This is a genomic window from Sulfurifustis variabilis (genome assembly GCF_002355415.1).
In the GTDB taxonomy this organism is placed as follows: Bacteria; Pseudomonadota; Gammaproteobacteria; order Acidiferrobacterales; family Sulfurifustaceae; genus Sulfurifustis; species Sulfurifustis variabilis.
This window is the reverse complement of the sequence record NZ_AP014936.1, coordinates 3866502-3886554: the sequence shown is the minus strand read 5'-3', so window position 1 is coordinate 3886554 and position 20053 is coordinate 3866502. Positions and strand designations below refer to the sequence as shown.

Genomic DNA, 20053 nt, shown 5'->3' with positions numbered 1-20053 from the left:
TGGGTCGGTCAGGGGCGCGTAGTCTAGGGCAGAATCCCGCCTTCCGGCAAGCGAACCACGCCGGCAAGGGCACCCGGCAGGGCGATTTCGGCCGTCTCCCGGCTGACGTTTCCGGAGGCGTCGGTCGCCCGGTAGGTCACCGAGAGGCGGCCGATCCCCGACTCACCCTCTTTCAACCCCTCGCGTGCAAACGATTCGAGGTGCACGGCGGGCTCCGGATCGATGTCGTCGCTCACGCTCACGTCCGTTGCAACGGAGAGCGACCCCTCCGGATTGCCCGCGCCTCGGAGGTGCAGCTGCACCGACAGGTGGGGTGGACGGGTATCGGAAGGCCGGACCTGTCCGTTACGTACCCGCTCCCCGGCCGTGTCGGCGAGAAGAAAGGTGCCGGAAAGAAAACCCCGATCCGTCATCGGCAAAGCGACCGAGAACCCTTTCAAACCCTGGTTTGCGGGGACGGCCGCGGCCTGATCGGAGGTGCGCCACTCGATCCAGTAGCGCCTTTCCCCGGGCGGAACCCGAAGGGTCGCGTGCCACCCGGGCGGTGCGGTCACCGCCCCCGGAGGCACCGCGAGCACCTGTCCGAGATAGTCGTCGCCCGAGAGGGTCGTCGCTCCGGGGAGCACGCCCAGCTGAGCGGCGAGGGCAGGCTGGGCGGGCCGACGGCAGTCGCAGCCGAGCGCGAAGTGATCGAGCCTGCCCGCATCGCGGTTACGCACTTCGTAGTGGTAGACGACCTCCCCGCCGCGGTGCTCGGCGCGCACCCAGACCTCCGCCTCGGCGGCGTGTGCGGCGGCGATACCGATGAAGGCGAAGAGGAACGGCGGTATGCGTTTCATGGCGGCCGACTCTGAAACTGTAAGACCGGCCGGGGAAGCGGAAGTGCGCCGGTATGCCCGGCGGCAGAGGAGGGCCTTGCTTACCGCTTCATCGAGTCGAAGAACTCGGCATTGTTCTTGGTCGCGCGCAGCTTCTCGAGCAGGAATTCGGACGCCTCGAGCTCGTCCATCTGGTGCAACAGCTTTCTGAGAATCCAGATCTTCTGCAGCTCCACCGGATCGAGAAGCAGCTCTTCGCGCCGCGTGCCCGAGCGGTTGATGTTGATCGAAGGGTAGCTGCGCTTCTCGGCCAGGCGGCGGTCCAGATGAATCTCCATGTTGCCGGTGCCCTTGAACTCCTCGTAGATCACGTCGTCCATTTTCGAGCCGGTGTCGATCAGGGCGGTCGCGATGATGGTGAGGCTGCCGCCCTCCTCGATGTTGCGCGCCGCGCCGAAGAAGCGCTTGGGCTTCTGCAGGGCGTTCGCGTCTACGCCGCCCGTGAGCACCTTGCCGGAAGCGGGCACGACCGTGTTGTAGGCGCGCGCGAGGCGCGTGATGGAATCGAGCAGGATGACGACATCCTTCTTGTGCTCGACCAGGCGCTTGGCTTTCTCGATCACCATCTCGGCCACCTGGACGTGCCGGCTCGCCGGCTCGTCGAAGGTCGAGCTGATCACCTCGCCGCGCACGGAGCGCTGCATCTCGGTGACTTCCTCCGGGCGCTCGTCGATGAGCAGCACGATGAGGTAGACGTCCGGGTTGTTCGCCGTGATCGAATGGGCGATGTTCTGGAGCATCACCGTCTTGCCGGCCTTCGGCGGCGAAACGACGAGACCGCGCTGCCCTTTGCCGATCGGCGCGACCAGGTCGATCACGCGCGAGGTCAGGTTCTCGCTCGACGCGTTGTCGCGCTCGAGCTTCATGCGCTCCTGCGGGTGCAGCGGCGTCAGGTTCTCGAAGAGGACCTTGTTCTTGGCCTCCTCGGGCGACTGGAAATTGATCTCCTCGACCTTGAGCAGCGCGAAATACCGCTCCGACTCCTTGGGCGGACGGATGTAGCCCTTGACGGTGTCGCCCGTGCGCAGGTTGAAGCGGCGTATCTGGGAAGGGGAGACGTAAATGTCGTCGGGGCCCGCAAGGTAGCTGGCGTCCGCCGAACGCAGGAAGCCGAAACCGTCCTGCAGTATCTCGACCACGCCCTCGCCGACAATGTCCTCGCCCTTCTTGGCCTGGGCCTTGAGGATGGCGAAGATCAGGTCTTGCTTGCGCAGGCGGCTGCCGCCTTCGAGGTCGAGGTGGCTCGCCATCTCGGCGAGCTCGGTCGCGGGCTTCTTCTTGAGCTCAGAGAGGTTCATCAGGGTCGGGATCATAGGACTCCACCGCTTTCAGGCACACGGGTCCTGAAGCAACCCGCCGCCGGAAGCGGGGGGACGAAGCAAAGGGTCAGAAAGGAGTAGGACGTGTTAAGGGAAGCGTTGCCGCTTTCATCAAAAACATTAACACCAGTTCGGCGGGTCGTCCAGTGCAAGCGTCGGCGCTTGCCCACGGCGAAGGGCTAGAGGTTGCCGTCGAGAAAGGCGGAGAGTTGCGACTTGGAGACGGCGCCGACCTTGGTCGCCTCGACCGCGCCGTTCTTGAACAGCATCAGGGTAGGGATGCCACGGATGCCGTACTTGGGCGGAGTGGAGGGGTTCTCGTCGATATTGAGCTTCGCGATCTTCACCCGCCCGGCATAGTCGCGGGCGATCTCTTCCAGGACCGGCGCAATCATCTTGCAGGGTCCGCACCACTCGGCCCAGTAATCGACCAGCACCGGACCGGAGCTCTTCAGCACCTCTTCCTCGAAACTGTCGTCCGTCACGGTGACAATGCCTTGACTCATGGGGTGCGTCTCCGTCGTTGGAACCGGCCTGAAGCGGCCGAGGCTGGGGTCGCGTGAAGTTATCGTTGGACCGCGCTATTTGAGCGAAATAGCCGGCCTGATGCAAGGGGACTTGGCGCGCGGCTGATCTGTTAATGCCACTACCATATTGATATGCTTTGTGCGCGAAGCGAATGAGCGAACATCACCTTACCGACCAGACCTTCTCCCGCCTCAATCTGCCCGAGCCGCTGATGCAGGGGGTGCGTCAGGCGGGGTTCGAATACTGTACCCCGATCCAGGCCCAGACCCTCCCGCTCGCCCTCGCGGGCCAGGACGTCGCCGGGCAGGCGCAGACGGGGACCGGAAAGACCGCGGCGTTCCTGCTCGCGCTGTTCAACCGTCTGCTCACGATGCCGGCAGCGCCGGAGCGCACGGGGACGCAGCCGCGTGCGATCGTGCTCGCGCCCACGCGCGAGCTCGCCGTGCAGATCCACAAGGACGCGGAGGCGCTCGGCGCGCAGGCGGGGCTCAAGCTCTGCCTCGTATTCGGGGGCACGGGCTACGAACAGCAGCGGCAGGACCTCCAGGCCGGCGTGGACGTGCTGATCGGGACGCCTGGACGCATCATCGACTATTTCAAGCAGCATGTGTTCGACCTGCGGGCGATCCAGGTCATGGTGCTCGACGAGGCCGACCGCATGTTCGATCTCGGCTTCATCAAGGACATCCGCTTTCTGCTGCGCCGGATGCCGGATCCCGACAAGCGCCTCAACATGCTGTTCTCGGCGACGCTTTCCTACCGCGTGACGGAGCTCGCCTACGAGCACATGAACAACCCGCAGTTCATCCGCATCGAGCCGGACAAGCGCACCGCCGACAAGGTCGAGCAGGTCCTGTATCACACGGCGCTCGAGGAGAAGATCCCGCTCCTCGTCGGACTGCTGCGGCACATGGACCCGACGCGCAGCCTGGTGTTCGTCAACACGAAGGACATGGCGGACCGCCTGGTCGGCTGGTTGAAGGCGAACGGTTTCCTGGCCGAGGTACTCTCGGGCGACGTTCCCCAGAATATGCGCCTGCGACTGCTGCAGGACTTCATGGAGGGTCGGCTGCCGATCATGGTGGCGACCGACGTCGCGGCGCGAGGCCTGCACATCCCCGACGTCTCCCACGTCTTCAACTTCGACCTCCCGCAAAACGCCGAAGACTACGTGCATCGCATCGGTCGCACGGCGCGCGCCGGGAAGAGCGGCGACGCGGTGAGCTTCGCGTGCGAACGCTACGTGTTTGCGCTCCCCGACATCGAGGCGTATATCGGGCACAAGCTGCCGGTCGGCAAGATCACGCCCGAGCTGCTGCCGACCCTGTCGCCGCCCGCGCGCGGCGAGCGGCGCGAGCGCGAGGAGCGGCGCGGTCCTCGGCGCGATCGGACCGAGCGCGGGGCGCGTGAACGCGGCGGACGGCGGGAACGGCCGCCCCGCGATCGGGCGCCCGCAGCGGCGCCGTTCGCGAAAGTGGAGCCCAGGGAGCCCGCCAGGCAGCCCGAGCCGGACATCCCGCCGGCGGCGGAGCGGCCACGTCGGCGCGCCCTTGCCCGACGCGGATTCGAGACACCCGCGGTCGGGTAACTATCTGTGTTCGCCCCGGGTCGGGGCGCATCGGAGGAGAGGAGTAGACCATGGCCCGCATCATCGCTTCCGACGGCACCGAGACCACCGACTTCGAGCGCATTCAAGGCCGCCTCGCCCGATTGGGCATCGCGCTCAACGCCTGGCCCGCCCCGGGCGGCGCCCGGGCGCGCGCGCTGCTGGAGAAGAAGGCCCTGAGCGACGCGGAAAAGGAAGAGCTGCTCGGTTTCGTGCAAAACCGGTTCGAGGAGCTTCAGCGCACGAAGGGCTATACGACGCGCGACCTCATCGTCATCCACGAGGACGTCCCGGGCCTCGCGGACATGCTCGCGAAGTTCGACAAGGTGCATTTCCATACGGACGACGAGGTGCGCTATATCGTCGCGGGCCGCGGGTTCTTCGGCTTCGTCGAGCCCGACGGCGGTCAGTTCCTCCTCGAGGTCTCGGCCGGCGACTACATCAATGTGCCCGCCAACGCCGAGCACTGGTTCGAGATGCGCGACTCCAAGCGCATCAAGGCCGTGCGTTACTTCATCGACACGTCCGGATGGGCGCCGGTGTACACGGAACGCCAGCGCGCGATCGCCTAGAACCGCGTACGAACCCGATCAAGCGGCAGCGGCCAATCGGTCTTCGCGTGCAACTGCGGGCTACCACGGCCGTCCCGCCCTAGATGGCCAACTCGTTCGATGACCTCCCACCGCGGACCGCGCTGGCCGGCATCGCACGCGACTTCCACGCGCGTGGCTGGATGGGGGGTACGGCAGGCAACCTGTCCGCGCGCGCTGACGACGCCCACTTCTGGATCACCGCGAGCGGGTTGCCGAAGGGCAGCCTCGGTGAAGACGATTTCCTGCTGGTACGGGTCGCCGATGGCGGCGTGGTCGAGCGCGGCCGCGCGGGGCTCGCGCCTTCGGCGGAGACCGGAATTCACGCGGCTATCTATGCGCTCGACCCCCAGGCGCGCGCCTGCCTCCACGGGCATACCGTGGTTGCCTGCCTCGCGACCGCGCGACTCAAGGGTCGGCCCAAGACCCTCCGTCTGCCCGGCCTCGAGATGGTGAAGGCGTTCGAGATCTGGGAACAGCATCCCAAGGCGGAGCTCGCGCTCTTCGAGAATCAGCCGGACGTGGCGCGCATCGCGCGCGAGGTACGCTCGCGCTTCTCGCGGCGACGCCCGGCGATCAGCGCGCTCCTCGTGCGTGACCACGGACCCACGGTGTGGGGGCGCGGCGTGCAGGAGGCCTACAACCGCTTCGAGGCGCTCGATTTTCTCCTGAGCTTTCTGGCGAGCCGCTGAGCGCGAAGCCCCGAGACCTTCGCGTCGGTAACTCCCCGAACCGCCGTGGTTTATTCTCGCCCGCGCGGAATCTCTGGTATGGTGTCCCGATGAGTGACGGCACTTTCACGGGGCGCGGCCGGGGCGGCGACGGGAGCCGGCGGCTGCGCCGCCTCGGCTTCTTCGCGTTGCTGGTGCTGTGGCCGTTCCTGGTAATCGGTCAGGATGCGGGGCGGCAGGGCGCGCCGCCCGAGACCGCGACGCCAAAGGTATACCTTCTTACCGTCAAGGGCGCGATCGGGCCGGCGACGGCGGACTACGTGCACCGGGGTCTGGAACGCGCGAAGGCGGCCAAGGCGAGCCTCGTCGTGCTGCAGATGGATACGCCCGGGGGCCTCGACACGGCGATGCGCGACATCATCAAGGACATCATCGCGTCGCCCGTGCCGGTGGCGACTTACGTGGCGCCATCCGGCGCACGGGCCGCGAGCGCGGGCACGTACATATTCTATTCGTCCCACGTCGCCGCGATGGCCCCGGCGACGAACCTCGGCGCGGCGACGCCCGTGCGCATCGGCGGGCCCGGCCCCGCACCGGGTGACGAGCGCCCGCGCGACGACGGGCGCGACAAGGCGAAGGGCAAGGACGGCGAGAAGGACAAAGGCTCCAAGGACGATGCCGAGCCCGAGCGCCCGGGCCTCGGCGACGACGCAATGAGCCGCAAGGCACTGAACGACGCCATCGCGTACATCCGCGGGCTCGCGCAAATGCGCGGGCGCAACGTGGAGTGGGCCGAGAAGGCGGTGCGTGAGGCGGCCTCGCTGCATTCCGACGAAGCGGTGCGGCAGAACGTGGCCGATTTCATCGCCGTAGACCTCGCCGACCTCGTCAAGAAGGCCGAGGGTCGCAAAGTCAATGTGCAGGGCAAGGACGTCCGGATCGCGACCAAGGGCGCCGCCATCGAGTCGGTGGAGCCCGACTGGCGCAACAAGCTGCTCTCGATCATCACCGACCCCAACGTCGCCTACATCCTGATGATGCTCGGCATCTACGGCATCTTCTTCGAGCTCTGGAACCCGGGTTACGTGGTGCCGGGCGTGATCGGCGGCATCTGCCTGCTGCTCGCGCTCTACGCGTTCCAGGTGCTCCCGGTCAACTACGCCGGGCTCGCTCTGATTCTCCTCGGCATCGCCTTCATGGTGGGCGAGGTCTTCATGCCGAGCTTCGGCGCGCTCGGGATCGGCGGCGTGATCGCGATGGTGGTCGGCTCGATCATCCTGCTCGACACCGAGGTGCCGGGTTACGACGTCGCCTGGCAGCTGATCGCCGCGGTCGCCCTCATGTCGAGCGCGATCTTCATCGGCGTCGTCACCCTCGCGCTCCGCGCCCGCAAGCGCGTGGTCGTGAGCGGCAAGGAGCAGATGATCGGCGAGACGGGCGAGGTCCTGGAGGCGTTCAGGGAGCGCGGCCGCGTGCGCGTGCACAGCGAGGAGTGGCAGGCGCGCACCCATGTCCCGCTCAAGAAAGGCCAAAGAATAAGGGTTGTGGGAATGGAAGGTCTGACGTTGACCGTGGAACCGCTCGATATGGAGGGCCGCTGATATGCAATTCATCTCCTCGGGGTTTGTCGTCGCCGTACTGGCGCTCATCCTGTTCTCCGCGATCAGGATCTTTCGCGAGTACGAGCGCGGCGTGGTGTTCATGCTCGGGCGCTTCTGGAAAGTGAAGGGGCCGGGCCTGGTGATCATCATTCCCGGCGTGCAGCAGGTCGTGAAGGTGGATCTGCGCACGATCGTGATGGACGTGCCGCCGCAGGACGTCATCTCGCGCGACAACGTTTCGGTCAAGGTGAACGCGGTGATCTACTTCCGCGTCATCGACCCGCAGCGCGCCATCATCCAGGTCGAAGACTTCTACTCGGCGACGAGCCAGCTCGCGCAGACGACGTTGCGTTCCGTGCTCGGCAAGCACGAGCTCGACGAGATGCTGGCGGAGCGCGACAAGCTCAACAGCGACATCCAGCAGATCCTCGACGCCTCCACCGACGCCTGGGGCATCAAGGTCTCGAGCGTCGAAATCAAGCACGTCGACATCGACCAGACCATGGTGCGCGCCATCGCGCAGCAGGCGGAGGCCGAGCGCACGCGCCGCGCGAAGATCATCCACGCCGAGGGCGAGTTCCAGGCGGCGGAGAAGCTGGTGCAGGCGGCCGATCTCATCAGCAAGAGCCCGCAGGCGCTGCAGCTCCGCTACCTGCAGACGCTCTCGGGCATCGCCAACGAGCGGAGTTCGACCATCGTCTTTCCGCTTCCCATGGACCTCATGACCCCTTTCCTCGAGGCCGCCCGGGCGCGCGGGAAATAGCTAGCGAACCAGCCAGGCGCCCACGGCGAGCGGGCCGGTCGTGATGCTGAACTCGATGCGCGGGAAGAAGCCGTTTGCGTTCGGCAGCGTGCCGCCGTGCTGTACGATCAGCCCCGGCATTCCCTGGCCGATCATCACCGGCGCCCACCGCCCCTCGCGGCGGACGACCGCCGGCTCCTCCGTCATCTGGTAGTGCGGGACCCACTTGCCCGCCGAGCCGAAGTAACGGACCAGGATGCGGGCGACCAGCTCCGGCGACCGGGACGTGCCCGAGTAGAGATCGACAACGCGGAGCCCGGGCGGATCTTTTGTGTCGACGGTCTCGCCCGGCAGCACGTGCCAGCGCGCGGACGCCTCCACGACCTTCGCGACCTGGATGCCGGGTTTTGCGCGCACCTCGATGCGCACGGACTTGCCGCTTGCCCCGGTTCCGCCGAGCACCAGGAGCAGGCGTTCCGCGGAAAATGCGGTGGCAGGGGTCAGTAAACCCGCGATCGATGCGGCAGCGAGTCCCAGCCAGCTTCTTCGGTTCATCGATCCGAGGGTAGTGGCGCCGGCGCCGGTTGTCCACGACGACCCGATGAGGGTTCGAGCCGGAGAGAGAGTCGGAGAGCGCCGCGTCGCCCGCTCTGATCGCTCAGCCCCCGGTCTTCGCTTCGGGCGGGACCGGTCGTTTGCGGCCCTGCGAGTCGATCGCAACGTAAGTCAGCGTCGCCTCCGTCACCATCACCACCTCGCCCGGATTCTTCGAATGCCAGCCGCGCTCGGCATAGACCTTCACGTCCACCGTGATCGAGGTCTTCCCCACGCGCACCACGTTCGCGTAAAAGCTCACGAGATCGCTCACGAAGACCGGCTTCTTGAAGTGAAAGGCGTTGACGGCCACGGTCACGATACGCCCTCCGGCCCGGCGGGCCGCAGGTATCGAGCCGGCGATGTCCACGTTCGCCATGATCCAGCCGCCGAAAATGTCGCCACCCGCGTTGGTGTCCGCCGGCAACGGCACCAGCCGCAAGGTAGGTTGCTCGTGCTCGGGCATGCGCTCGTCGTTCCCGGTCGTCACGGCGTTGAAGGCGAAGGCCCCGGCATCCGCCTAGTATGGCCGGGTCGACCGCTGTCGCCAATCGTCGCAGGGAGCGGTGCTCTGAGCGAAGCCGTACGGGTGTGCTGCGCGGAGGCTCGCCGGCGGTCTCTTCCGGCTCTGGCGATACTCGCCGGCCGTGATGTCCGACTAGCCAGTGGCGAGCCAGTCGCGCGGCTGGAGGAAGACGTCGTAGAGCCGCGCCTCCGGTGTCCCGGGGGCGGGACGCCAGTCGTACCGCCATTTCACCAGCGGCGGGAGCGACATCAGGATCGACTCGGTGCGTCCCCCCGACTGCAGCCCGAAGAGCGTGCCTCGGTCGTAAACCAGGTTGAACTCCACGTAGCGTCCGCGCCGATAGAGCTGGAAGTCGCGCTCGCGTTCCCCGTATGGCATGTGCTTGCGCCGCTGCACGATCGGCAGGTACGCGCGCAGGTAATGGTCCCCGACGCTCCGCATGAAGCCGAACGCGTGCGCAAAGCCCGATTCGTTGTAGTCGTCGAAGAAGAGCCCGCCGATGCCGCGCGGCTCGCCTCTGTGTTTGAGGAAGAAGTAGTCGTCGCACCACTTCTTGAAGCGTGCATACAGGTCGGGACCGAACGGGTCGCACCCCGCCTTGGCCGTCCGATGCCAATGGACGCAGTCCTCTTCGAAGCCGTAATACGGCGTGAGGTCGAACCCGCCGCCAAACCACCACACCGTCTCCGCGCCCGGTTTCTCGGCCTGGAGATAGCGCACGTTCATGTGCGACGTGGGCACGTACGGGTTGCGTGGATGGATGACCAGCGACACGCCGAGCGCCTCGAACGACCGCCCGGCGAGCTCGGGGCGATGCGCGGTGGCGGATGCGGGAAGCCCGGGCCCGTGTACGTGGGAGAAATTGACGCCGCCCTGCTCGATGATCGCGCCGTCCGCGAGCACGCGCGTGCGCCCGCCCCCGCCGCCCGGCCGCTCCCAGGCGTCCTCGCGGAATCGGGCCGAACCGTCCTCGGCCTCCAGGGCCGCGCAGATGCGGTCCTGCAAGTCGAGCAGGTATGTCCTGACAGGTTCGATTTCGGGCGTCACGGCGTCGGTTTCATCTAGCCCGGCCGCACGAGTTCGCCGGTGACGGCATCGCGGATTTCCGTCGGTGCGCCTGCCTCTCCGACCATTCCCGGGAGCACGTAGTCGACGTCCGCGCCCAGCCGGCGCACCGCCTCCCGGTAGCTGCGCGCGGGATGCTGGCCGGAGCGGTTGGCGCTGGTCGAGGTGATCGCCATCCCGGCCGCGCGACAGAGCGCCGCGGCCTGCGGGTGCGCCGTAATCCGCAGCGCGATGCGCTCGCTCCCGCCCGTGAGCCAGCCGGGGACCGTTCGACGCGGAGGCACCAGCCACGTGTGGGGGCCGGGCCAGCTTGCGGCGACGTGAGGCGGGATGTCGGATACGTACGGGCCGAGCTGGTCCGGCGACGCCGCGATCAGGATCAGGCCTTTGCCGGGCGCCCGGCGCTTGATCCGCAACAGGCGCATCACCGCGGACCGGTTCATGGGATCGCAGCCGAGGCCGAAGCAGTACTCGGTGGCATAACCGACGACCCCGCCCGCGCGAATCAACCGGGCCGCGCGGCCGATGTCGCCCGCGCGCATCAGTTTCCGAATTTCTTGCGGACCGCCTCGTTCTTGGCCGCGACGTCGGCGGCGTTCGCCCGCCGTTCGGCGGCGAGGCGCGATGCCAGGTCCGGATCGCCGAGCGCGAGCATCTGCGCGGCGAGCCAGGCCGCGTTCTTCGCCCCGGCCGAGCCGATCGCGACCGTGGCGACGGGGATGCCGCCCGGCATCTGGACGGTGGACAGCAGCGCGTCGAGCCCATCGAGCGTGCCGCCCTTCATCGGGACGCCGATCACGGGCTTGAGCGTGAGCGCGGCGACCGTGCCGGCGAGGTGGGCCGCCATGCCGGCGGCGGCGATGAACGCCGCGCAGCCGCGCTTGTCGGCGTCCTTCACGTACGCGTGGGTGGCGTCGGGGGTGCGATGCGCGGAGAGCACGTTGACCTCGCGCGCGATGCCGAGCTTGTCGAGCACGGCGACGGCGTGCTGCATGGTCTCGAGATCCGAGTCCGAACCCATCAGGATGGCAACGAACGGTTTGGGCATGGCTCTGTCTTCCGATATCAGGAACCGGTGCGGGCGATGGCGCGGTAACCGATGTCGGTGCGGTAATGCACGTCGCGCCACCGGATGCGACGGACGACCTCGTACGCACGCGCCTGGGCGGCGGCCACTGTAGCGCCCAGTGCGGTGACGCACAACACGCGCCCGCCGCTCGTCAGGACCTTGCCGTCGCGCTCGGCCGTGCCCGCGTGGAAAACCTTCACGTCTCCCGCGTCGTCGGCCGGCAGCCCGGCGATGGCGTCGCCCTTATTATAAGTACCCGGATATCCGCCGGCGGCCATGACCACACCGAGCGCCACGCGCGAGTCCCATCGAACGTCGATGCCGTCGAGCCGTCCTTCGAGCGCGGCCAGGATGAGATCGACGAGATCCGAGCGCAGGCGCATCAGTACGGGCTGCGTTTCCGGATCGCCGAAGCGGCAGTTGAACTCCAGCACCCGCGGCGTGCCGTCCGCGGCGATCATGAGGCCGGCGTAGAGAAAACCCACATAGTGCTCGCCCTCCGCCTGCAGCCCGCGCACGGTCGGCTCCATGACCTCGCGCAACACGCGCGCGTGCAGTTCCGCCGTAACCACCGGCGCCGGCGAGTAGGCCCCCATGCCGCCGGTGTTCGGGCCGCGATCGCCGTCGAGCGCACGCTTGTGGTCCTGGGAGGTCGCGAGTGCGAGCACGTGAGTCCCGTCGATCATCGCGATGAAGCTCGCCTCCTCGCCTTCGAGGAACTCCTCGATCACGACCCGGGCGCCGGCCGCGCCGAAGGTGCGGGCCTCGAGCATGTCACGAACGGCGGCGACGGCCTCGTCCTCGGTCTGGGCGACGATCACGCCCTTGCCGGCGGCGAGCCCGTCGGCCTTGACCACGACCGGGGCACCGAGCTGCCGGATAAAGCCGATCGCTTCGTCCGTGCGTTCGAACGTGCCGTACCCGGCGGTCGGGATCCGGTAGCGCGCGAGGAAGTCCTTGGCATAGGCTTTCGAACCCTCGAGGCGCGCCGCCCGTGCGCTCGGCCCGAAGCAGCGCAGGCCGGCCGCGTTGAAGCGGTCCACGATTCCGGCCACCAGCGGCGCTTCGGGACCGACCACGGTCAGGTCGACCTTCCGCCGCCGGGCAAACTCGAGGAGGGACTCGACGTCTTCCGCGCCGATCGCCACGTTTTCGCACTTCGGTTCGCGCGCGGTACCGGCGTTTCCCGGCGCGACCCAGATGCGTCCGACGCGCGCCGACTGCGCGATCTTCCATGCGAAGGCGTGCTCACGCCCGCCGCCGCCGACGATGAGGACACTCAGTGCCATCGCTATTTCAGTTTCAGGCTGAAGTGGTGCCAGACGATGTTCATGCCGCGACACACGTAAAACCGATGAGCGTCGAAACGCTGCACACCCGAATCCAGGTGGAATTCATCGCAGCGCTCCGCGCGCGCCTGCTCCAGGAGCCAGTCGAACAGTCGGCCGCCGTAGCCGGCCGAGCGGTCTGCGGCGCGCGTCACGAGATCGTCCACGTAAAGAATCCTGCCGCAGCACAGCGTATCCATGAAGCGATAGCCGGCCACCGAGCGCACCGCGCCGCCGTCTTCGAGATAGGCCAGCCGATAACCCGCGGCCTGCTGACGCCGCACGATCGCGACGAAATCCCGATCCGCCAAGTGCGGCCGCAGCTCCAACATCACCGGCTGGCAGCGCGCGATGTCGGCGTCCGAGTCGGCGACGGCCAGGCGCACGGGATCAGTGCCGGAAATGGCGCATGCCGGTGAACACCATCGCGATGCCGTGCTGATCGGCCGCCGCGATGACCTCCGCGTCGCGCACCGAACCGCCCGGCTGAATCACGGCCGTCACACCCACTTCCGCGGCCTGATCGAGACCGTCGCGGAACGGGAAGAAGGCGTCCGACGCCATCACGCTCCCGCGCACCTCGAGGCCCGCGTCGGTCGCCTTGATCGAGGCTATGCGCGCGCTGTAGACGCGACTCATCTGGCCCGCGCCCACGCCGATGGTGCGGCCTTCCTTGCAGTAGACGATCGCATTCGACTTCACGAACTTGACCACCTTCCACGCGAACAGCAGGTCGCGCAACTCGCGCTCACTCGGGGCGCGTTTCGTCACGACCTTGAGATCGGCCGACCGCACCATGCCGTTATCCCGGTCCTGCACGAGCAGGCCGCCGACGACGCGCTTGAAATCCAGGCCCGCGGGCCGTTCGCGCGGCCACGCACCGCACTCCAGCACGCGCACGTTGGACTTGGCCGCGAGCGCCGTGCGGGCGGCGGCGTCGACCTGCGGCGCGATGATCACCTCGACAAACTGGCGGTCGAGGATCTCCTTTGCGGTCACCGGGTCCAGCGGGCGATTGAAGGCGATGATGCCGCCGAAGGCCGACGTGGGATCCGTGATATAGGCGTGACGGTACGCCTCGAGCAGGCCGTCGGCGATCGCGACCCCGCAGGGGTTGGCGTGCTTGACGATCACGCACGCCGGCTCGTCGAACGACTTGACGCACTCGAGCGCGCTGTCGGCATCGGCGATGTTGTTGAACGAAAGCTCCTTGCCCTGGAGCTGACGCGCGGTCGCGATGCACGCTTCCCCGGGTGCGCGCTCGACATAGAACGCGGCCCGCTGATGGGGGTTCTCGCCGTAGCGCATCGGCATCGCATGCTCGAACTGAAGATTGAGCGTGCGCGGGAAATCGACCGTCTTGCCGCCCGGGCCGAGGCGCCCCAGGTAGTTGGCGATCGCGCCGTCGTAGCGGGCGGTATGCTCGTACACCTTCACGGCCAGCCGGAATCGGGTGGCGGCGCTGGCGCTGCCCCCGCTCGCACGCAGCTCCTCGAGCACGCCGGCATAATCGCCGGGATCGACGAGTACGGTGACCGCCTCGTGGTTCTTCGCGGCGGCGCGCAGCAACGTAGGACCGCCGATGTCGATGTTCTCGATCGCCTCCGCCAGCTCGCAACCCGGCCGCATTACCGTCTGTTCGAAGGGGTAGAGGTTGACGACGACGAGATCGATGGGCGGGATACCGTGATCCCGCAACGCCTGCATGTGCGCGGCGTCGTCGCGCCGCGCGAGTATCCCGGCGTGCACGCGCGGGTGCAGCGTCTTCACGCGCCCGTCCAGCATCTCCGGAAAGCCGGTATGCGTCGCTACCTCCGTCACCGAGACGCCGTGCTGAGCCAGAAGGCGTGCGGTACCGCCGGTCGAGAGGATTTCCACGCCCAGCTCGGCCAGTCCCTGCGCGAGCTCGACGAGACCGGTCTTGTCGGAAACGCTGATCAGCGCGCGCTGGATGGCGGCCATGCTAGCTAGCTAATGACGGGTGACCCGTTCCCGTGACTGGCGACACTTCACCCTTCACCAGCCACTCGCTTCAGTTCAGCTTGTACTGCTTCAGCTTTTTCCGAAGCGTGTTGCGGTTGATGCCGAGCAGTTCGGCCGCGCGGCACTGGTTGCTCTTGACGTGGCGCATCACGATCTCGAGGAGCGGACGCTCGACCTCCGTCATCACCATGTCGTAGACGTCCGTCGTCTTCTCTCCGTTCAGGTCGTGGAAATAGCGTTCGAGCGAGTTCTTCACGCACGTCGACAGCAGCACCTTTCGCTCTTTCATGCCGCCATCCCCAGCGCCCGCGCCTGGCGATCGAAGAACTCGCGAACGAGATGGATCTGTTCCGCGACCGTCTCGACGCGGTTCACCCGATTACGGAACGCCGCGCCGCCGACCAGCCCCTTGCTGTACCAGGAGATGTGCTTGCGCGCGACGCGTACGCCGGTGTGCTCGCCGTAGAAGTCGTAGAGGTTATGCAGGTGCCCGAGCAGGGTGTCGCGCACCTCCTCGACCGGAGGCGGGGGCAGCTCCTGGCCCGTGCTCAGGTAGTGGTCGATTTCCCGGAAAATCCAGGGATTTCCCTGCGCGGCACGGCCGATCATGATTCCGTCGGCCTGCGTGTGCGCAAGGACGCGGGCCGCCTTCGCCGGCGAGTCGATGTCGCCGTTTGCGATCACGGGAATCGTCACCGCCGCCTTGATCGCCGCGATCGTGTCGTACTCGGCCTCGCCCATGAAGAGGTCGCTGCGCGTGCGCCCATGCACCGCGAGGGCTTGTGCGCCGCAATCTTCGGCCAGACGCGCGACCGTCACGCCGTTGCGGTGGTTGCGATCCCAGCCGGTGCGGATCTTGAGCGTGACGGGCACATCCACCGCGCCGACGACGGCCTTCAGGATCCGCGCGACGAGTGGCTCGTCGCGCAACAGCGCCGAGCCGGCCATGACATTGCACACCTTCTTCGCCGGGCAGCCCATGTTGATGTCGATGATCTGCGCGCCGCGCTCGACGTTGATGCGCGCGGCCTCCGCCATCATCGCGGGATCGGCGCCGGCGATCTGCACGGCGCGCGGCTCGTCCTCGCCCGCGTGGTCCGCGCGCCGCAGCGTCTTTTCGCTGCCCCAGAGGAGCGAATTCGACGACACCATTTCCGACGCCGCCATGGCGGCGCCGAGGCGCTTGCAGAGCTGACGGAAAGGACGGTCGGTGACACCGGCCATGGGGGCGAGAAAGAGATTGTTCTTGAGTGTAAAGCCTCCGATTCTCATGTCGGATTCTTTCTCTACCTGTTTGGGCGCGGCGGGGGCGAAATCATAACCACAAACTTCAGACGGGGGGAAGGGGGACGCGATGAGCGGGTCCGCGCGTCGCACGTCGCGCAAGCGATGTCGTCATGCTTGACAAAAAAATCCGCGGAGCGTCGAGGAAAACAAAAAACGAAAGCGAAATGCAATCCGCGTTACGGCGGAAGCAGCTGCACCTCGTAACCGGCGGCGCGCTCGTCGGGATTGGTCACTTCCAGCAAGGCGTTGAACATGACATTCGGGGGCATTGCGTCACTTTCGGTGGCGGACGCATCGAGATAGTCGGCTGCGGCGAACGTGCGCCGTGCAAGCAGCGTGCCGGAGCTGTCGGTGAGAGAAACCTCCATCAGTGGAAAGGGCTGCGGGCGGTCCGTGCGATTGACGAAGACGGCGCGTATGCGCAGTGCGTTTGCGTAGCGCGGATGGGGAGCGATGGTCGTCTCCACGAGCTCCGGGGGAAACGCTCGGGCGTGGGCGACGAGTTCGCAACCGACGAATCCGCAGAACCTTGCGACGTAGGGGCGCAGCTCCGCGCTGGTGGCGAGCTCGTCGCGATAGAAGTAGGCGAACTGCCCCGCGAGAGCGATGAGGAGGAGCAGGTTGCCGAGCGCCCAGACGGCCGTGGGCACACGGCGTTGCCCCGGCTGGAAGAGCGAAAGCTCCGATACCACGGGTATTTCGGTGGCCGGTCGCGCCGTCGGCGCCGCCCGCGTCGCGACCGGTCGCGGCGATACCGGCGCGATTTCCGGCGAGTCCTGCGTGACGGGCGGTGCCGCCGGCTCCCGCCGCCATCCCGGCAGGGCGTAGAGGTGCTGGTCGGCGCGGAACACGTGCGTACAGCGGCCGCAGCGCACGATGCCGTCGCGCGCCTTGAGCTGCGCAAGTGTCACCTTGAAGACCGTGCGGCACTCCGGGCAGCGCGTATACATCCGTCAGCTCCGCAAGCGCCGCCGCCCGGCCAGCAGCACCCAGGAGGAGCGATCACGCCTTTCGAGTTCGAATTCGCCGGCATATGCGGCGCGCACATCCTCCGCCTGCTCCTTGAGGATACCGCTCAGCGCGAGGCGCCCCTCCGGTTTCGTTGCAGTCGCCAGCCGCGGCGCGAGCGCGACGAGCGCATTGGCCAGAATGTTCGCGACCACCGCGTCCGCACGAAAGTCCTCGGGTAGCTCGTCCGGAAGGAGCGCCCGAAAGCGATCGTCCACCTTGTTGCGCACCGCGTTCTCGCGAGCGACGACGAGCGCCTGTGGGTCGATGTCCACGCCGATGGCCGCGGCTGCCCCGCGCTTGAGCGCGGCGATCGCGAGTATCCCCGAGCCGCAGCCGTAGTCGAGCACCGTCCTGCCGGCGAGGTCCTGTTGAAGCAGCCATTCCAGGCAGAGGGCCGTGGTGGGGTGCTCGCCGGTGCCGAAGGCGAGGCCCGGGTCGAGCAGGATCGTCACCGCCTCGGGCCGCGGCGGGCTCATCCAGGTCGGGCAGACCCAGAGTCCGGGGACGACCTCGAACGGCTTGTAGTGGGCCATCCAGGCAAACGCCCAGTTGGCGTCGGGCAGGAGATCGATCTCGGGCTCGGCCACGGGGAGCGCCGTGCTTGCGCGGATCTCGCGCATCACGCCCGCGACGTCCACGTGTTCCGGGAAGAGGCCGATGACGCGGTTCCTCGACCATAACGGAACCTCCTCGAGCGCGGCCTGAAGCACGGGCGTCTCCTCGGCCGCTTCGATGGTGACCGAGATGGCGCCGCTCGCGGCCAGCGCGTCCGCAAGGAGCGACGCGCTGTCGCGGTCGGCGGGCAGTATGAGCTTGAGCCAGGACACGCGGCGCTAGGATACACGCCCGGGGGAAGTGACCGCAGCTACTTCAAGCCGAGCTTCTTCTCGAGGTAGTGGATGTTCACGCCGCCGCTGATGAAATTCGCGTCGTGCATGAGATCCTGATGCAGCGGGATGTTGGTCTTGATGCCGTCGACCACCATCTCCGACAGCGCGATGCGCATGCGCGCGAGCGCCATGTCGCGTGTCTCGCCGTAGGCGATGAGCTTGGCGATCATGGAGTCGTAGTAGGGCGGCACGACGTAGTTGTTGTAGATGTGCGAGTCGACCCGCACCCCGGGGCCGCCGGGGGGGTGATACTGCGTGATGCGCCCGGGCGACGGAATGAACTTCGCCGGATCCTCCGCGTTGATGCGGCACTCGATGGCGTGCCCCCGCCAGGTGATGTCTCTCTGCCGGTAGGAGAGCTTCTCGCCCGCCGCGATCAGGATCTGCTCCTTCACGATGTCGACGCCGGTGACCATCTCGGTCACCGGATGCTCCACCTGCACGCGGGTGTTCATCTCGATGAAGTAGAACTCGCCGTCCTGGTACAGGAACTCGAACGTGCCCGCCCCGCGGTAGCCGATCTTGCGGCACGCTTCGGCGCAGCGCTCCCCGATCCGGGTGCGGAATTTCTCCGGCAAACCGGGCGCGGGCGATTCCTCGATTACCTTCTGGTGCCGCCGCTGCATCGAGCAGTCGCGCTCGCCAAGATGAATGGCGTTGCCGTGCTCGTCGGCGAGCACCTGGAACTCCACGTGCCGCGGATGCTCGAGGAACTTCTCCATGTAGACCGTTTCGTTGTTGAACGCCGCGCTCGCCTCGCCGCGAGTCAAGGAGACCGCGTTGAGCAGGGCCGAGGCCGTGTGCACGACCCGCATGCCGCGCCCGCCGCCGCCGCCCGCGGCCTTGATGATCACGGGGTAGCCGATGTGCGCAGCGAGGCGGTGAATCTCCCGGTCGTCCTTGGGCAGAGGCCCGTCGGATCCCGGGACGCAGGGGATGCCCGCCCGCTTCATCGCCTTGATGGCCGAAATCTTGTCGCCCATAAGGCGAATCGTCTCGGGGCGGGGGCCGATGAACACGAAGCCGCTCTGCTCCACGCGCTCGGCGAAGTCGGCGTTTTCCGAGAGAAACCCGTAGCCGGGGTGGATGGCCTGCGCGTCCGTGACCTCCGCCGCGCTGATCACGGCGGGAATATTCAGGTAGGAGTCGGTCGCGCGCGCCGGTCCGATGCAGACCGACTCGTCCGCGAGGCGCACGTACTTCGCGTCGCGGTCGGCCTCCGAATGCAGGGCGACGGTTTTGATGCCGAGCATGCGACACGCGCGCTGAATGCGCAGCGCGATCTCGCCGCGATTGGCAATGACGATTTTTTCAAACATAGGGTTTCGCAGGCGCGATCGAGAACGACGAGCGAGTCGAACGGAAGCGTTCTTTATCCGAGCTCGTCAGCGACGATCCGCGGCATCATGTTTTGTTATTCGATAATGAACAGCGGCTCGCCGTACTCGACCGGCTGGCCGTTCTCCTTGAGGATGGCCTTCACTACGCCGGCCTTGTCCGACTCGATCTGGTTCATCATCTTCATGGCTTCGACGATGCAGAGCACGTCGCCGACCTTGACCTCGCTGCCCACGTCGACGAACGCCTTGGCGTCCGGGTTGGGCGCCCGGTAGAAGGTGCCGACCATCGGCGACGTCACCGCGTGCCCGGCCGGCAGCTCGGCTCGTTCCGCGGCGGCCGGGGCGGTGACCGGAGGGGCGGACACCGGCGCCGCCGCGGTTGCCGTCGGCCCGGGGCTGACCGTCACGCTCGTCTGACCGGCCGAGCTCGCGCGACTGATGCGGATCGATTCCTCTCCTTCCCGAATCTCGATTTCGGCCAGGCTCGACTCCTCGAGCATTTCGATCAGTTTTTTTACTTTTCGTATGTCCATTCAGGGGTCCTGAGTTTTCAGTTTTTCGATGACGGCGGCGAGGGCGAGCTCGTAGCCCTGTGCGCCGAGTCCCGAGATCACGCCCGCAGCGAGATCCGAGAAATAGGAGTGCCGCCGGAACGGCTCCCGGGCATGCACGTTCGAGAGATGGACCTCGATGAACGGGATGCCGGTCGCGGCGAGCGCGTCCCGCAGGGCCACACTGGTGTGGGTGAAGGCGGCCGGGTTGATGATGATGAACGCCACGCCGGCGGCCGCGGCCTGTTGCACCCGCTCGACCAGCTCGTGCTCGGCGTTGCTCTGGAAGAAGGTGGCGCGATGCCCCGCCGCCTGCGCCTGCCGCGCGAGGCGATCGTTGATCTCAGCGAGAGTGGTGCGACCGTAATGCTGCGGTTCGCGGGCACCGAGCAGATTGAGATTCGGTCCGTTCAGGACGAGTAGCTCGGCCATCGATTATTGGGGCATTTTTGTCGGGGTCGTCCCTGCGCCCTG

Annotated in this window: 23 protein-coding genes; 5 read left to right on the top strand and 18 right to left on the bottom strand. The window is 67.1% G+C overall.

Going from position 1 to position 20053, the window contains the following annotated elements; genetic code table 11:
• Positions 1 to 23: 23 nt before the first annotated feature.
• From SVA_RS18910 to trxA, 3 genes are all read right to left on the bottom strand, one after another.
• Positions 24 to 839, bottom strand: coding sequence for a hypothetical protein (locus tag SVA_RS18910; RefSeq protein WP_096462689.1), 816 nt, complete (start codon positions 837 to 839; stop codon positions 24 to 26).
• 80 nt (positions 840 to 919) lie between these two features.
• Positions 920 to 2176, bottom strand: coding sequence for a transcription termination factor Rho (rho, locus tag SVA_RS18905; protein ID WP_096463041.1), 1257 nt, complete (start codon positions 2174 to 2176; stop codon positions 920 to 922).
• 200 nt (positions 2177 to 2376) lie between these two features.
• On the bottom strand, positions 2377 to 2703 hold the full coding sequence (gene trxA, locus SVA_RS18900; protein ID WP_096462688.1) for a thioredoxin TrxA: 327 nt from the start codon (positions 2701 to 2703) through the stop codon (positions 2377 to 2379).
• A gap of 173 nt (positions 2704 to 2876) precedes the next feature.
• On the opposite strand from trxA, the gene rhlB reads away from it, so the two are divergent.
• From rhlB to SVA_RS18875, 5 genes are all read left to right on the top strand, one after another.
• Complete coding sequence (rhlB, locus tag SVA_RS18895) at positions 2877 to 4313, top strand: ATP-dependent RNA helicase RhlB (RefSeq protein ID WP_096462687.1); 1437 nt, start codon at positions 2877 to 2879, stop codon at positions 4311 to 4313.
• A gap of 50 nt (positions 4314 to 4363) precedes the next feature.
• Positions 4364 to 4903 (top strand): 1,2-dihydroxy-3-keto-5-methylthiopentene dioxygenase, encoded by a 540-nt coding sequence (locus SVA_RS18890; RefSeq protein WP_096462686.1) that lies wholly within the window; start codon positions 4364 to 4366, stop codon positions 4901 to 4903.
• 83 nt (positions 4904 to 4986) lie between these two features.
• Positions 4987 to 5613, top strand: a complete 627-nt coding sequence (gene mtnB / locus SVA_RS18885) for a methylthioribulose 1-phosphate dehydratase (protein WP_096462685.1) — start codon at positions 4987 to 4989, stop codon at positions 5611 to 5613.
• Positions 5614 to 5702: 89 nt separating this feature from the next.
• Positions 5703 to 7193 carry an NfeD family protein gene (locus SVA_RS18880; protein WP_096462684.1) on the top strand — a complete coding sequence of 497 codons (1491 nt, stop codon included), beginning with the start codon at positions 5703 to 5705 and terminating at the stop codon, positions 7191 to 7193.
• A gap of 1 nt (position 7194) precedes the next feature.
• The gene (locus tag SVA_RS18875; protein ID WP_096462683.1) at positions 7195 to 7956 is read left to right on the top strand and encodes a slipin family protein; all 762 of its coding nucleotides are present in this window, start codon (positions 7195 to 7197) and stop codon (positions 7954 to 7956) included.
• Here the strand turns inward: SVA_RS18875 and SVA_RS18870 are convergent, their stop codons facing one another.
• From SVA_RS18870 to aroQ, 15 genes are all read right to left on the bottom strand, one after another.
• Positions 7957 to 8490, bottom strand: coding sequence for a hypothetical protein (locus SVA_RS18870; protein ID WP_096462682.1), 534 nt, complete (start codon positions 8488 to 8490; stop codon positions 7957 to 7959).
• 103 nt (positions 8491 to 8593) lie between these two features.
• A complete protein-coding gene (locus tag SVA_RS18865) occupies positions 8594 to 8995 on the bottom strand; it encodes an acyl-CoA thioesterase (protein ID WP_096463040.1) in 402 nt (133 codons plus the stop codon).
• 192 nt (positions 8996 to 9187) lie between these two features.
• Positions 9188 to 10102 carry an oxygen-dependent coproporphyrinogen oxidase gene (gene hemF / locus SVA_RS18860; RefSeq protein WP_096462681.1) on the bottom strand — a complete coding sequence of 305 codons (915 nt, stop codon included), beginning with the start codon at positions 10100 to 10102 and terminating at the stop codon, positions 9188 to 9190.
• A 14-nt stretch (positions 10103 to 10116) separates the two neighbouring features.
• Positions 10117 to 10662, bottom strand: a complete 546-nt coding sequence (tsaC, locus tag SVA_RS18855) for an L-threonylcarbamoyladenylate synthase type 1 TsaC (RefSeq protein ID WP_096462680.1) — start codon at positions 10660 to 10662, stop codon at positions 10117 to 10119.
• On the bottom strand, positions 10662 to 11168 hold the full coding sequence (gene purE, locus SVA_RS18850; protein WP_096462679.1) for a 5-(carboxyamino)imidazole ribonucleotide mutase: 507 nt from the start codon (positions 11166 to 11168) through the stop codon (positions 10662 to 10664). Before purE ends, tsaC begins: the two co-directional genes overlap by 1 nt.
• A gap of 17 nt (positions 11169 to 11185) precedes the next feature.
• Positions 11186 to 12472, bottom strand: coding sequence for a phosphoribosylamine--glycine ligase (gene purD, locus SVA_RS18845; RefSeq protein WP_096463039.1), 1287 nt, complete (start codon positions 12470 to 12472; stop codon positions 11186 to 11188).
• Positions 12473 to 12480: 8 nt separating this feature from the next.
• Positions 12481 to 12903, bottom strand: a complete 423-nt coding sequence (locus tag SVA_RS18840; RefSeq protein WP_197703293.1) for a GNAT family N-acetyltransferase — start codon at positions 12901 to 12903, stop codon at positions 12481 to 12483.
• Positions 12904 to 12907: 4 nt separating this feature from the next.
• Positions 12908 to 14479 carry a bifunctional phosphoribosylaminoimidazolecarboxamide formyltransferase/IMP cyclohydrolase gene (gene purH, locus SVA_RS18835; protein WP_096462678.1) on the bottom strand — a complete coding sequence of 524 codons (1572 nt, stop codon included), beginning with the start codon at positions 14477 to 14479 and terminating at the stop codon, positions 12908 to 12910.
• A 70-nt stretch (positions 14480 to 14549) separates the two neighbouring features.
• Positions 14550 to 14789, bottom strand: coding sequence for a DNA-binding transcriptional regulator Fis (gene fis / locus SVA_RS18830; protein WP_096462677.1), 240 nt, complete (start codon positions 14787 to 14789; stop codon positions 14550 to 14552).
• The gene (dusB, locus tag SVA_RS18825; RefSeq protein ID WP_096462676.1) at positions 14786 to 15772 is read right to left on the bottom strand and encodes a tRNA dihydrouridine synthase DusB; all 987 of its coding nucleotides are present in this window, start codon (positions 15770 to 15772) and stop codon (positions 14786 to 14788) included. Before dusB ends, fis begins: the two co-directional genes overlap by 4 nt.
• Positions 15773 to 15963: 191 nt before the next feature.
• Complete coding sequence (locus tag SVA_RS18820) at positions 15964 to 16737, bottom strand: DUF3426 domain-containing protein (RefSeq protein ID WP_096463037.1); 774 nt, start codon at positions 16735 to 16737, stop codon at positions 15964 to 15966.
• A 3-nt stretch (positions 16738 to 16740) separates the two neighbouring features.
• On the bottom strand, positions 16741 to 17625 hold the full coding sequence (gene prmA / locus SVA_RS18815) for a 50S ribosomal protein L11 methyltransferase (RefSeq protein ID WP_096462675.1): 885 nt from the start codon (positions 17623 to 17625) through the stop codon (positions 16741 to 16743).
• 38 nt (positions 17626 to 17663) lie between these two features.
• Entirely contained in the window at positions 17664 to 19007 is a 1344-nt protein-coding gene (gene accC / locus SVA_RS18810; protein ID WP_096462674.1) for an acetyl-CoA carboxylase biotin carboxylase subunit, read from the bottom strand.
• Positions 19008 to 19102: 95 nt separating this feature from the next.
• A complete protein-coding gene (gene accB / locus SVA_RS18805; protein ID WP_096462673.1) occupies positions 19103 to 19561 on the bottom strand; it encodes an acetyl-CoA carboxylase biotin carboxyl carrier protein in 459 nt (152 codons plus the stop codon).
• The gene (gene aroQ, locus SVA_RS18800) at positions 19562 to 20011 is read right to left on the bottom strand and encodes a type II 3-dehydroquinate dehydratase (protein WP_096462672.1); all 450 of its coding nucleotides are present in this window, start codon (positions 20009 to 20011) and stop codon (positions 19562 to 19564) included.
• Positions 20012 to 20053 lie beyond the last annotated feature (42 nt).